The sequence below is a fragment of the Streptomyces sp. NPDC041205 genome, from assembly GCF_055591765.1.
Genome location: NZ_JBVIZH010000002.1, coordinates 1,308,514 through 1,321,822, shown reverse-complemented (window position 1 = coordinate 1,321,822; position 13,309 = coordinate 1,308,514). Strand labels below are relative to the sequence as shown.

General features: G+C 71.8%; 12 protein-coding genes. 10 read left to right on the top strand and 2 right to left on the bottom strand.

The window, feature by feature from the left end; genetic code table 11:
* Positions 1-77: 77 nt before the first annotated feature.
* A complete protein-coding gene (locus tag ACZ6BG_RS12910) occupies positions 78-1,472 on the bottom strand; it encodes a sensor histidine kinase (protein ID WP_468999880.1) in 1,395 nt (464 codons plus the stop codon).
* 174 nt (positions 1,473-1,646) lie between these two features.
* Complete coding sequence (locus ACZ6BG_RS12905; RefSeq protein WP_468999879.1) at positions 1,647-2,831, bottom strand: sensor histidine kinase; 1,185 nt, start codon at positions 2,829-2,831, stop codon at positions 1,647-1,649.
* 260 nt (positions 2,832-3,091) lie between these two features.
* Between ACZ6BG_RS12905 and ACZ6BG_RS12900 the strand changes: the two genes are divergently transcribed.
* From ACZ6BG_RS12900 to ACZ6BG_RS12855, 10 genes are read left to right on the top strand one after another with little or no spacing between them, the layout of a single operon-like run.
* Entirely contained in the window at positions 3,092-3,493 is a 402-nt protein-coding gene (locus tag ACZ6BG_RS12900) for an NADH-quinone oxidoreductase subunit A (RefSeq protein WP_468999878.1), read from the top strand.
* Positions 3,484-4,110 carry an NADH-quinone oxidoreductase subunit B gene (locus ACZ6BG_RS12895; protein WP_468999877.1) on the top strand — a complete coding sequence of 209 codons (627 nt, stop codon included), beginning with the start codon at positions 3,484-3,486 and terminating at the stop codon, positions 4,108-4,110. Before ACZ6BG_RS12900 ends, ACZ6BG_RS12895 begins: the two co-directional genes overlap by 10 nt.
* Positions 4,107-5,360: an NADH-quinone oxidoreductase subunit C gene (locus ACZ6BG_RS12890; RefSeq protein WP_468999876.1), complete on the top strand. Its 1,254-nt coding sequence runs from the start codon at positions 4,107-4,109 to the stop codon at positions 5,358-5,360. Before ACZ6BG_RS12895 ends, ACZ6BG_RS12890 begins: the two co-directional genes overlap by 4 nt.
* Positions 5,357-6,325, top strand: coding sequence for a complex I subunit 1/NuoH family protein (locus ACZ6BG_RS12885; RefSeq protein WP_468450613.1), 969 nt, complete (start codon positions 5,357-5,359; stop codon positions 6,323-6,325). The genes ACZ6BG_RS12890 and ACZ6BG_RS12885 overlap by 4 nt, the downstream gene beginning before the upstream one ends.
* Positions 6,325-6,933, top strand: coding sequence for a NuoI/complex I 23 kDa subunit family protein (locus ACZ6BG_RS12880; protein WP_468999875.1), 609 nt, complete (start codon positions 6,325-6,327; stop codon positions 6,931-6,933). The genes ACZ6BG_RS12885 and ACZ6BG_RS12880 overlap by 1 nt, the downstream gene beginning before the upstream one ends.
* The gene (locus ACZ6BG_RS12875; RefSeq protein WP_468999874.1) at positions 6,930-7,574 is read left to right on the top strand and encodes an NADH-quinone oxidoreductase subunit J family protein; all 645 of its coding nucleotides are present in this window, start codon (positions 6,930-6,932) and stop codon (positions 7,572-7,574) included. Before ACZ6BG_RS12880 ends, ACZ6BG_RS12875 begins: the two co-directional genes overlap by 4 nt.
* Positions 7,574-7,987 (top strand): NADH-quinone oxidoreductase subunit NuoK, encoded by a 414-nt coding sequence (gene nuoK / locus ACZ6BG_RS12870; protein WP_468999873.1) that lies wholly within the window; start codon positions 7,574-7,576, stop codon positions 7,985-7,987. Before ACZ6BG_RS12875 ends, nuoK begins: the two co-directional genes overlap by 1 nt.
* Positions 7,984-10,029, top strand: coding sequence for an NADH-quinone oxidoreductase subunit 5 family protein (locus ACZ6BG_RS12865; RefSeq protein ID WP_468999872.1), 2,046 nt, complete (start codon positions 7,984-7,986; stop codon positions 10,027-10,029). Before nuoK ends, ACZ6BG_RS12865 begins: the two co-directional genes overlap by 4 nt.
* Before the next feature lie 6 nt (positions 10,030-10,035).
* A complete protein-coding gene (locus ACZ6BG_RS12860; protein WP_468999871.1) occupies positions 10,036-11,670 on the top strand; it encodes an NADH-quinone oxidoreductase subunit M in 1,635 nt (544 codons plus the stop codon).
* Positions 11,667-13,205, top strand: a complete 1,539-nt coding sequence (locus ACZ6BG_RS12855) for an NADH-quinone oxidoreductase subunit N (protein WP_468999870.1) — start codon at positions 11,667-11,669, stop codon at positions 13,203-13,205. The genes ACZ6BG_RS12860 and ACZ6BG_RS12855 overlap by 4 nt, the downstream gene beginning before the upstream one ends.
* The last annotated feature ends 104 nt before the right edge of the window (positions 13,206-13,309 follow it).

The window sequence follows — 13,309 nt, the reverse complement described above, 5'->3', positions numbered from 1 at the left end:
GGGGACACCCACCCCCGCGGTCCAGGGGCGAAGCCCCGGTTTCGGGAAGGGGCGGGCCTGGGGCGCCCCGCGAGGGCTCAGCCCCGCCAGGGCAACTCGGCCGTGATCAACGTAGGCCCGCCCACGGGCGACTCGACCACCAGAATCCCGTCCACCGCGTCAAGCCGCTCAGCGAGCCCCGCGAGCCCCGACCCGGCGGAGACATCGGCCCCACCCCGCCCGTCATCGCCGACCTGCAACATCAGCCGATCCTCGACCTTCCACACATCCACAGAGGCCCGCCCCGCCCCACTGTGCTTGCTGATGTTCTGCAGCAGCTCGGACACGGTGAAGTAGGCGATCCCCTCGATCGCGGCGGCGGGCCGCGCCGCCAGGTCCACCTCGACCTCCACCGGCACGGTGCACCGCGCGGACAGCGCGGACAGCGCGGCGTCGAGCCCCCGGTCGGTGAGGACGGCGGGATGGATCCCCCGCGCCAGATCCCGCAGCTCCTGCAGCGCGACCTTCACCTCGCCGTGCGCCTCGTCCACCATCCGCGCCGCCGCCTCCGGGTCCTCGGCCAGCTTCTCCTTGGCGAGGCCGAGGTCCATGGCGAGGGCGACGAGTCGCGCCTGCGCGCCGTCGTGCAGGTCCCGCTCGATGCGCCGCAGGTCCGCCGCGGCGGTGTCCACGACGACCCCCCGGTCCGACTCCAGCTCGACGACACGTGACACCAGGCGCGAGGGGCCGAGGAGGCCGAGGACGAGCAGCCGGTCGACGGTGGTCAGGGCGCGGACGATCCAGGGCGTGGCCAGCGTGACGAGAAGGCCCGTACCGGCGGTGAGGCCGATTTCAAAGGGGTTGTCCAGGTATATCCGGTGGCCGTCGTCGCCGTAGAGCTGGATCCCGTCCTGCCCTCCGTAGACCGGGAACAGCCAGAACCACAGCGGGTACGTCAGCATCGCCCAGCCGTACGTCCAGAAGAGCGCCGTCACCACGAACGAGAACATCGCCCAGGGCATGTGAAGGAGCGAGTACAGGACGTGCCGCCAGGAGACACCGCTCTTGAGGACGGCCCCCATCCATGCCATGGCGCCCTTGTCCCGGGGCTTCAGCGGGTGCGGGTCCTTGACGTCCACGCCGAGCAGCGTCCGGGCCCGGATCCGCTCCAGGGCGCCGAAGCCGCGGCAGGCCATGAGCCCCAGGGCGAGCACGGGGATGCCGACGAACGTGATGAGCAGCCCCACCCCGACCGACAGCATCGTGATCGCGAAGATGAAGCCGATGATGCTGATCGGGAACGACAGGAGCACGTACAGGAGTTCGCGCCAGGTGCGCCCCTCCAGCGGTGCGCGCAGGGCGACCGGGAGGCGGTGCAGCCGGCCCTCGCCGCGCCCGTCGCCCCGGTGGCTGCCGTGGCTGCCGTGGCCGCGGTGGCCCTCGACGTCGGCTTCCATGACGTGTCCGTACCCCTGTCCGTAATCCGTGGCCATCAATGTCATCCGTTCTGCTCGGCCCCGCGCGGGTTCTTGCCCGCTCCGCGTGAGCTTCCCCTTGTCGTACCCCCAGAGTGCGCTCCGGCGCCCGGTTGCGACCATGGAGTGGGTCGGCGTCTTGAGCGGGGGGTTTTCCCTACCTCGCGGGGGTGCGCGGCACCCTGAGGGCCCTCAGCCCTCGCTCCGGTCGCGCCACGGCAGCTCCGCCGTGATCGTCGTCGGTCCGCCTGTCGGCGAGTTGATGACGAACAGGCCGTCCACCGCGCCGAGCCGGTCCGCGAGGCCCGCCATGCCGCTGCCGCCGTCCAGGCTCGCGCCGCCGCGGCCGTCGTCCCACACCTGTATCAGCAGGCGCTGCTCGGAGCGCCACACCTCGACGCTCGCGGTCCGCGCCCCGCTGTGCTTGCTCACGTTCTGCAGGAGTTCGGAGACGGTGAAGTACGCGATGCCCTCGATCGCGGCCGCCGGGCGCGTCGGCAGGTCGGCCGTCACCTTCACCGGCACCGTGCACCGGGAGGCGACCGACGAAAGGGCGGCGTCGAGGCCGCGGTCGGTGAGGACGGCCGGGTGGATGCCGCGCGCCAGGTCCCGCAGCTCCTGGAGGGCCAGCTTCACCTCGCCGTGCGCCTCGCCGACCATCGCCGCCGCTGCTTCCGGGTCCTCGAGGAGCTTCTCCTTGGCGAGGCCGAGCCCCATGGCGAGGGCGACGAGCCGCGCCTGCGCGCCGTCGTGCAGGTCCCGCTCGATGCGCCGCAGGTCGGCCGCGGCGGTGTCCACCACGACTCCGCGGTCCGACTCCAGCTCGGCGATGCGCCGCTCCAGTTCGTCGGAGCGCGACAGCAGGCCCCGCACCATCGCCCGGTCGGCGTTGGCGAGCAGCCGCGCGATGAACGGCAGCACCGGCCACAGCACGAACACGCCGACGGACATGACGGTGAACGTCACCAGGGCCCACGGCAGCCGGATGAAGCAGTACAGCATCGTGCGCCAGCCCACCGGGTCCTTGAGGGTGGACCAGAGCCAGGTGAGGAAGCTGCCGTCGCGCCGTGACGGCGACGGCATCGGGCTCGGCTCCTCGATTCGCACGCCGAGAAGCAGCCGCGCCCGCCAGCGCTCCGCCTTGCCGAGCAGGCGCGCGCCGAACAGCGCGAACGCGAGCAGCGGCAGACCGATCACCGTGACCGACAGCGCGCCGCCGATGCCCAGCGCCGCCACCACGTACACGAAACCGGCGATCCCGATCGGCAGGTTCACCAGGAGATGCACGATCTCCTTCCAAGTGTGCACGTCATAGGCGAAACGGGCAGGCGGTGGGCCCTGTGACGGGGCTTCCGAGGTCGTGGTGCTCGCGGTCATACCGCAAAGGGTGCCCGGCTCGCCGCGCTCGCGCCATGAGGGGGACCGCCGGATCGCACTGTGGATAACCCCACCTCGCCAGTGCTTGGCCATGACGGTCTGCTTACCGCGTCTTTAGCAGGCCCTAGACTCCCGTGCGTACAGATCGTCGAACGGACGTGACGGCAAGCTGCTTCGTGGACCCGGTGTGACGGCGAATCGGCGAGACACGGGTGAGACGTGAGCGATACACGCGTGAGTTTCGGGAGTGAGGGGCTGAGGTGCCAGTGACGACGCACCACACGGACGTCGCGGCGAGCTACTTCGAGTCGTACTCCGTCGTCGGGCTGCTCGCCGTCGTGGGCGTGCTGTTCGTCGCCGTGGCCTTCGGCGCGGGCCGGCTCCTGCGGCCGGTCGTGCCGACCCCGGAGAAACTGCTCACCTACGAATGCGGCGTCGACCCGGTCGGCGACGGCTGGGCCCACACCCAGGTCCGCTACTACGTCTACGCGTTCCTCTACGTCATCTTCGCCGTCGACTCGATCTTCCTCTTCCCGTGGGCGACGGTCTTCGCCGCGCCCGGATACGGCGCCGCGACCCTCGTCGAGATGTTCATCTTCCTCGGCTTCCTGGCCGTGGGCCTGCTGTACGCATACAAGAAGGGCGTCCTCGCATGGACGTGAACCAGCAGCCCGCGGCGGAGCCCGTGCTCCTCCCGGAGCCGAAGCGCCTTGGCGTCCTGTCCCGCCTCGCCCCCGAGCCGATGAAGGTGGTCCTCAACTGGGGCCGCCGCTACAGCCTGTGGGTCTTCAACTTCGGCCTCGCCTGCTGCGCCATCGAGTTCATCGCGGCGTCCATGGCCCGGCACGACTTCATCCGCCTCGGCGTGATCCCGTTCGCGCCCGGCCCGCGCCAGGCCGACCTGATGGTCGTCTCCGGCACGGTCACCGACAAGATGGCGCCCGCGGTGAAGCGTCTGTACGAGCAGATGCCCGAGCCCAAGTACGTGATCTCCTTCGGCGCCTGCTCCAACTGCGGCGGCCCCTACTGGGACTCGTACTCCGTCACCAAGGGCGTCGACCAGATCATCCCCGTCGACGTGTACGTCCCCGGCTGCCCGCCGCGCCCGGAGGCGCTGCTCCAGGGCATCCTCAAGCTCCAGGAGAAGATCGCCCGCGAGTCGCTCGGCGAGCGCTACGGAGCGAACGGGACGCGGCCGTCCACGACGGCGCTGCGAAGCGGCCTGGTCGCGCCGCCCGCGCCGGGCGCCGCGCCGGTGACGGGGGAGGACGCCGGATGACCGGCTGGCTGCCTGCTCCCGTCGAGGAGCTGTTCGGCGCGGAGGCGAGCGCCGAGGAGTCGTACGAGGTCCTGACGGTGGACGTGCCCGTGGCCTCCTGGCTCGACGCCCTGCGGACCGCCCGCGACGACCTCGGCTGCACCTACTTCGACTGGCTCAGCGCCGTCGACGAACCGGGCACCGGCTTCCGCGTGTCCGCCCACGTCGTCGCCCTTGCCCCGGTGCGGAGGCTGCTCGTCCGCACGACCGTGCCGCACGAAGCCCCTGCCCTGCCGACCGCCGTCGACGTCTACGCGGGCGCGGCCTGGCACGAGCGCGAGACCCACGAGATGTTCGGCGTCGGCTTCGACGGCCACCCCCATCTCGTACCGCTGCTGCTGCCCGAGGGCTTCGAGGGCCATCCGCTGCGCAAGGACTTCGTGCTGGCGGCGCGGGTGGCGAAGGCGTGGCCCGGGGCGAAGGAGCCGGGGGAGTCCGCGGCGGGAGCTGCGCACGGTGGGCCCAAGCGGCGTCAGATGCTGCCGCCGGGCGTGCCCGACCCCAACGAGTGGGGCCCGCTGAAGGGGCAGCTTCCGGCCGCTCCCGCACGGCCCGCGCGCGGGGCGGGGCGGGCCGCGGGGGAGCGCCCGGCTCGGCGCACGCGGACCGCGGGCGAGGGGTCCGCAAGCCAGGCGGAGGCGGCTCCGGCACGGCGGGCACGCAGTGTCTCGCAAGGGTCGGCTTCGCAGCGGGCGGAGGGTGCCGCGGGGGAGGCTGCGGCTCCGGTGACCCCGGCCGGCCCGGCGACCCCGGCCGACTCGACGGCCCCTGCTGCTCCGGCGACTCCGGCCGCGGAACCTGCGGAGCCCCCGAAGGCGAAGGACGAGGCCCCCTGGCACAACGCCCGCCCGGCCTTCGACGAGACCGAACCGGAAGCCGCGCAGCCCTCGAAACGAGAGGCTCCGGGAGCACCGAAGACTCCGGGAGCACCGGAGGCTCCGGAAGCATCGAAGACTCCGGAAGCACCGAAGGCTCCGGAAGCATCGAAGACTCCGGAAGCACCGAAGACTCCGGAAGCACCGAAGACTCCGGAAGCACCGAAGACTCCGGGAGCACCGGAGGCGCCGGAAGCACCGAAGACTCCCGGCGCCGCAAAGGCTGCTGAGGCCGCGGAGGCTCCCGAAGCCCCCGAAGCCCCCGAAGCCCCCGAAGCCCCCGCCGAGCCCACCGCCCCCGACGACCCTGACAACCGCCCAGGAGGCCCGCAGTGAACGACGCCCTCGACGTCACGCTGCGACTCCTCGTCGTCTTCGTCGTCTTCCTGACGTTTCCCCTGATCATCGGCCAGACCGAGCACAAGGTGATGGCCCACATGCAGGGCCGCCTCGGCCCCATGTACGCGGGCGGCTTCCACGGCTGGGCCCAGCTCGTCGCCGACGGCGTCAAGTTCGCCCAGAAGGAAGACATCGTCCCGGCCGACGCCGACCGCCGGGTCTTCCAGCTCGCCCCGGCCGTGGCCCTGCTGCCGTATCTGCTCGTGCTGCTCGCCATCCCGATCGGCCCCGGTGAGGGCGCAGTCGGGCAGGTCGTCGACGCGGGCATCTTCTTCGTACTCGCCGTCATGGGCGTCGGCGTCCTCGGCTCCCTGATGGCGGGCTGGGCGTCGGCCAACAAGTTCTCCCTCCTCGGCGGCCTGCGCACCGCGGCCCAGCTCCTCGCGTACGAGCTGCCGATGCTGCTCGCCGCCGCGTCCGTGGCGATGGCCGCGGGCACGGTCTCGCTGCCCGGCATCGTGGACGCCTTCGAGTGGTGGTGGCTGCCCTGGCAGATCGTCGGCGCGATCGTCTTCTTCGTCGCCGGACTCGCCGAACTCCAGCGCCCGCCCTTCGACATGCCGGTCGCCGACTCCGAGATCATCTTCGGCGCGTACACCGAGTACACCGGCCTGCGCTTCGCCCTCTTCCTGCTCGCCGAGTACGCCGGGATCGTCGTCCTGTGCGGCCTGACCACCGTCCTGTTCCTCGGCGGCTGGCACGGGCCGTGGGGCGCCGACGGGCTCGGCTGGGTGTGGACGCTCCTGAAGACCGCCGTCCTCGCGTTCATCGTGATCTGGCTGCGCGTCACCTACCCCCGCCTCCGTGAGGACCAGCTCCAGAAGCTCGCCTGGGTCCTCCTCGTCCCGCTCGCCCTCGCGCAGATCGCGCTCACCGGAATCGTGAAGGTGGCGATCAACTGATGCCCCCGGTCCCCGGTTCAGGCCTCGCCAAGGGCCTCGCCGTCACCCTCCGCACGATGACGAGGAAGACCGTCACCGAGCAGTACCCCGAAGTGCAGCCCGAACTGCCGCCCCGTACCCGCGGCGTCATCGGCCTGTTCGAGGAGAACTGCACGGTCTGCATGCTGTGCGCCCGCGAGTGCCCGGACTGGTGCATCTACATCGACTCCCACAAGGAGACGGTCCCGGCCGCCGCCCCCGGCGGCCGCGAGCGCAGCCGCAACGTCCTCGACCGCTTCGCCATCGACTTCTCCCTCTGCATGTACTGCGGCATCTGCATCGAGGTGTGCCCCTTCGACGCGCTGTTCTGGTCCCCGGAGTTCGAGTACGCCGAGACCGACATCCACGAACTCACCCACGAGCGCGACAAGCTCCGCGAGTGGATGTGGACCGTCCCCGCCCCGCCCGCGCTCGACCCGGGAGCCGAGGAGCCGAAGGAACTCGCCGCCGCCCGCAAGGCCGCCGAGAAGCTGGCCGCCGAGGCCGCGAAGCCGGCCGCCGAGCCGGAGACCGAGGCGGCCCCCGAGCCGAAGCCGGCCCCCGAGGCCAGGCCGGAGGGGGACGCGTGAACCTCCACATCGCCGCCGACGCCCCCCAGGGCTTCCTCTCCCCGACCGGCGTCGAGATCGCCTTCGTGCTCGTCGGGCTCGTCACCCTGGGCGCCGCGATCATCACCGTCACCACCCGCCAGCTCGTGCACGCCGCGCTCTGGCTGGTCGTCGCGCTCGGCGGCCTCGCCGTCGAGTACCTGCTTCTGACCGCCGAGTTCATCGCCTGGGTCCAGGTCCTCATCTACGTCGGTTCCGTCGTCGTCCTCCTCCTCTTCGGCCTGATGCTCACCAGGGCGCCCATCGGCCGCTCCCCGGACGCCGACTCGGGCAACCGGCCCGTCGCGCTCGCCGTCGCCCTCGCCGCGGCCGGCGCCCTGGTCTGGGTCGTCGTGGACGCCTTCCGCACCCAGTGGATCGAGCTCGACAAGCCCCAGGGCACCACCGACGTCACCGGCTCGATCCTGTTCCGGCACTGGGTTCTGCCCTTCGAGGCGCTCTCGGTCCTGCTCCTCGCCGCCCTCGTCGGCGCGATCGTGCTGTCCCGCAAGTCCAAGGACGAGCAGGACGACAACGGCCGCCAGAACCGACACGGCCCCAAGGCCCCTGAGGCACCGGCCGACCAGAAGGACCAGAAGGACCAGAAGGAGAGGACCCGCTGATGCACCTCGCCTATCCCGCCGTCCTCGCCGTCCTCCTCTTCTGCGTAGGCCTGTACGGAGTGCTCGCCCGCCGCAACGCGATCCTGGTCCTGATGTCCGTCGAGCTGATGCTCAACGCCGTCAACCTCAACCTCGTCGCCTTCGACGTCTGGCTGCGCGACGCCCTGCACTCCGGCCAGGCCCTGACCCTGTTCACCATCGCCATCGCCGCCGCCGAGATCGGCATCGGCCTCGCGATCGTCCTCGCCGTCTACCGCAACCGCGGCACCTCCGCCGTCGACGACCTCCGCGACACCGCCGAACTGCCCGACGGCGGCGACGGCGATGACTACGGCGACTCCGAAGGCGCCGCCGCCGAGGAACCCGACGAGCCCGCCCCCGGGGCGTCGCAGAAGGCTGAGGCCACCGCGTGACCACGACCACCCTCGCCGTCCTCGTCCCCCTCCTGCCGTTCCTCGGCGCCGTCGCCGGACTGCTGCTCGGCCGCACGGTGCCCGGCCTCGTCCGTCCCCTCGCGGTGCTGCCCGCCCTGACGTCGCTCGGGCTCGCCGCCGTCGTGGCCGTGCGCCAAGGCGGCGACGCGGCCGTGGACGCGGCCACCCAGCTCACGCCCACCGGCTCGGTCCCCATCGACCTCGCCCTGCACATCGACGGCTTCGCGGCCCTCGTCGCCGTCCTCGTCGGCGTCGTCGCCTCCTGCGTGCAGATCTACTCGACGGCCTACCTGCACGGCGACCCGCGCTACCCCTCGTACGCCGCCCTGGTCTCCCTCTTCACCTCCGCGATGCTGCTCGTCGTCTACTCCGGCGACCTGATGGTGCTCCTGGTCGGCTGGGAGATCATGGGCATCTGCTCGTACTTCCTCGTCGGCCACTACTGGGAGACGCCCGAGGCGCGCGCGGCCTCCCTGAAGGCCTTCCTGGTCACCAAGCTCGGCGACGTCCCCTTCCTGATCGGCCTGTTCGCCCTCGCCGTGGACGCGGACTCGTTCCGGATCACGAAGATCCTGGCCACCGTCGCGAACGGCGACCTCGACCACCCCACCCTCATCGCCCTGCTGCTCCTCGCGGGCGTCGCGGGCAAGTCCGCGCAGTTCCCGCTGCACACCTGGCTGCCCGACGCGATGGCGGGCCCGACGCCCGTCTCCGCGCTCATCCACGCCGCGACGATGGTCGCCGCCGGCGTCTACTTCATCGCCCGGCTCCTCCCGGTCTTCGCCGCCTCGGCCGCCGCCCTGGTCGTCCTCGCCGTCATGGCCGCCGTGACCATGGCCGGCTCGGCCCTCGCCGCGCTCGCCCAGGACGACATCAAGCGCGTCCTCGCGTACTCGACGATCGGCCAGCTCGGCTACATGACCGGCGCCCTCGCCGTCGGCGACCGCGGTGCCGCCGTCTTCCACCTCCTGTCGCACGGCGCCTTCAAGGCGCTCCTGTTCCTCGCCGCGGGCGTGATCATCCACGCCGCGGGCACCAACTCGCTCGCCGCCATGTCCCGCATGAAGGACCTGCGTGACCGCGTCCCCGACGCCTACTGGACGATGACCGTGGCGCTCCTCGCGCTCGCCGCGATCCCGCCCTTCAGCGGCTTCTTCTCCAAGGAGGCCGTCCTCGGCGCCGCCGAGCACACGGCCACCGGCCACGCCGAGTCCGCCCCCGCCGCGGCGGGCTGGATCGTCCTCGTCGCGGGCCTGGTCGCGGCCCTCCTGACCGCCGCGTACGCGACCCGCCTGTGGCTGCTCGCCTTCCGCTCACCCGTCGCCCACCGCCCTTCCGACGAGGCGCTGCGCGCCGCCCCGTCTGATGGGGGAGCGGAGGCACCGGACCACGGCAGGCAGCCGGTCGCCATGACCGCCGTGCTCTGGGTGCTCGCCGTTCCGTCGCTGGCCTTCGGCGTGACCGTCGGTGTCCTCCCGGACTGGTTCGACGGCCACAAGCTCGCCCCGACCCTCACCACCTCCGTCCTCGGCACGGGCGTCGCCCTCGTCGGCGCCCTGGTCACGTACGGCGCGTGGCGGCACACCACCGCGCTCGCCGCCCGCGTCCCGATCGGCGCGGTCGCCGCGCACCCCGACGCCGACGCGGGCCAGGTCGAGGCGGAGGCCATCGCGGCCCACGCTCCGGCGTACGGAGACGTCGCGAGCGCCCCCGACCCGGCGGACCCGGGCCGCCTCCTGCTCGGCCCGCTGCACCGCCACGCCGCCGTCGGCTTCCACCTCGACGCCCTCTACGCGGCCCTGTTCGTCCGCCCCGTCCAGGCCGGCGCCCGGCTCGTCCGCTTCCTCGACCGCGAGGTCGTCGACACGTACGTACGCGGCGCGGGCACCGCACCCCGCTGGCTCGGCGCGGCCGTCCGCCGCGCGCAGACCGGCAACGTGCAGACCTATCTGAGCGCGCTGCTCGCGGGCACCGTCGTCCTGGCGGTCGCCGCCGTCCTCGTCGCCACCGCCGGAGCGTGAGCAGCCGTGATCGGTATCAGTGAGTCAGTGATGCAGTTCCTTCTCGCGTTGATCGTCGTCGGCCCGCTCATCGGCGCCGTGGCCGCGCTCCTCCCGGCCCCGCCCGGGCTGAAGGGGAAGTCCCCGGACCAGGCCGTGCTGCGCCACGGCGTGACCGTGACCGGCGCGGTCCTGCTCGCCGCGATCGTCCTCGCGCTCGGCTTCGACCACGACCATCCGTCGAAGATGCAGGCCACGACGGACATCAGCTGGATCCCCGCACTCGACGTGCGCATCCATCTCGGCATCGACGGCATCTCCCTCCCCCTTCTGGTCCTGACCGCGCTGCTGACCTTCCTCTGCGCGCTGTACTCCTACTTCAAAATGCCGACCGGGCCGTCCCCCAAGGCATTCGTGGCGCTGATCCTCGTCCTGGAGTCCGGCACCCTCGCGACCTTCGCCGTCCTCGATCTGCTGCTGTTCTTCCTCGCGTTCGAGATGGTCCTCATCCCGATGTACTTCCTCATCGCCCGCTGGGGCGGCGCCCAACGCACGCAGGCCGCCTGGAAGTTCATCCTCTACACGCTGCTCGGCTCCGTCGTCATGCTGCTCGGCCTGCTCCTCATCGGGCTGAGGGCGGGCACATTCGACATGGTGGCACTCGCCACTGACAACGACCGGCAGTTGAGTACATCCGTGCAGGTCATCGCCGTTCTGGCGATCGGGATCGGGCTCGCGGTCAAGACGCCGATGTGGCCGCTGCACAGCTGGCTCCCCGACGCCCACACCGCCGCGCCCACCGTCGGCTCGGTCCTGCTGGCCGGTGTCCTGCTGAAGATGGGTACGTACGGGTTCGTCCGGATCCTGCTGCCGATCGCGCCCGACGGAATGGAGACGTTCGCGCCCTATCTCGCCGCGTTCGCCGTCGTCGGGATCATCTACGGATCCCTCGCCTGCCTCGCCCTCGCCAGGCCCGGCGCGAAGGGCGACCTCAAGCGCCTCATCGCGTACTCCTCCGTCGGCCACATGGGCTTCGTGCTCCTCGGCATCTCGACCATGACGCCGACCGGCGTGAACGGCGCGCTCTTCGCCAACATCGCCCACGGCCTCATCACCGGCCTGCTGTTCTTCCTGGTCGGCGCGCTCAAGGACCGCACGGGCACGAGCGACCTCGACGCCCTCTCCCTCCCGTCACCCGGCCACCGCCCCTCAACGAGCGGCTCCGCCGCGCAGGACTCCTCCCAGTCCGGCGCCGCCCTGTACGGCAAGGCGCCGCGCCTCGGCGGCCTGCTCGCCTTCGGCGCCGTCGCCTCGCTCGGACTGCCGGGACTCGCCGGGTTCTGGGGCGAGATGCTCGCCCTGTTCGGCGCGTTCAAACCCGCCGACGACCTCAGCCGCCCCGCCTTCCTCACGTTCATGGCCATCGCCGCGTTCGGCACCCTGCTCACGGCTGCGTACATGCTCATCGTCGTACGCCGCGTCTGCATGGGCCCGATGTCCGCGACCCAGGAGGCACCGCGGCTCACCGACGTCCAGGGCTACGAGTTCGCCGCCTGGACCCCGCTCGTCGCCCTCACCGTCCTCGCCGGCCTCTGGCCCGCGGCCCTCCTCGGCCTCACCGACCCGGCCGTCCAGCAGCTCCTCGCAGGAGGCAAGTCGTGATCGCCGCCGAATCCACCGCGAGCCTCATCCAGTCCGTCGACTGGGTGGCCGTCGCGCCGCCCACGATCGTGGCGGTCGTCGGCCTCGCGGTCCTCGTCGCCGACCTGTTCCTGAGCGAGCGCAACAAGCACCTGCTCGGCTGGGTCTCCCTCGCGGGCCTGACCGCGGCGGGTCTCCTCCTGCTGCCCCTCACCGACTCGCACCGTTCGACGTTCTGCCTCAGCGGCCCGCGCGCCACCGCCTGCAGCTACACGGTCGACGAGTTCACCCTCGTCATCCAACTCCTCGTCATCGGCGGCGCGCTGCTCACCGCCCTGCTTTCGATGACCGCCCTCAAGGACGCGCGGAACGCCGACAAGGAACTCCCCGAAGGGGAGTACTGGTTCCTGCTGCTCTCCTCGGCCGCGGGCGCCGCCCTGCTGCCCGCCTCCCGCGACCTCGCGACACTCGTCGTCGCCCTGGAGGTCGCCTCCCTGCCCGCCTTCGCTCTCGTCGGCCTCAAGCGCGGCGACAAGCGGTCCTCCGAGGCGGCCCTGAAGTTCTTCCTCTCCTCGGTGACCGCGACCGCCGTGACCCTCCTGGGCGTCAGCTTCGTGTACGCCGCGACGGGCACCATGCACCTCACCGAGGTGGGCGAGAAGCTCGGGAAAGTCGACGGACAACTGGACACGCTCGCGCAGACCGGCGTCGTCCTGACCCTGGTCGGCTTCGCCTTCAAGGTGGCCGCCGTCCCCTTCCACTTCTGGGTGCCCGACACCTACGTAGGCGCGCCGTTGCCCGTCGCCGCCTACCTCTCCGTCGTCGGCAAGGCCGTCGGCTTCACCGGCCTGATCCTCGTCACGGTCGTCGCCTTCCCGGAGTACGCCGACGTCTGGGGGCCCGCACTCGCCGGGCTCGCCGCCCTCACCATGACCGTCGGCAACGTCGCCGCCCTGCGTCAGCAGTCCACGCGCGCGTACAGCGCGGTCCGGCTGCTCGCCTGGTCCTCGGTCGGCCAGGCGGGCTACCTCCTGGTGCCGATCGCGGCCGCCGGGTACGCCGACCGCCACTCCGACGTCCTGGAGACCACCGGCGCGACCGTCGCGTACGCCCTGATGTACGCCGCCGTGAACCTCGGAGCGTTCGCCGTCGCCGCCCTGGTCGGCCGCACGCAGAAGCTGAACCGTGTCAGCGACTACCGGGGCCTGTACGCCAAGAGCCCCCTGTCGGCCCTGGTCCTCGCCTTCTTCCTGCTCTGCCTGGCCGGTCTGCCGCCGGGCATCATCGGCCTGTTCGCGAAGGTCACCGTGTTCTCCACGGCGGTCGACGCGGGCCTGGGCTGGCTCGCCGTCGTCATGGCGGCCAACGTGGTGATCGCGCTCTACTACTACCTCCAGTGGACGGCGCTGCTGTTCCGCGCCCCCGAGGGCGAGCCCGCCAAGCACCACGTCCCGGCCCCCCTGACCGCTGCCATCGCGGTCACCGCCGTGCTCGGCGTCGCCCTCTCCGGGGCACCCCAGCTCGTCCTCCAGTTCGCGGAACACGGCGTGCGCTGAGCCCGGACGTACGGCCCGGACCGCCGCCGTCACCCGCGCGGCCCACACCGCTCCTGAGCGCACAAGGGAACTAGCACCCTCCGCCTGGCGTTGACCAGTAAGGG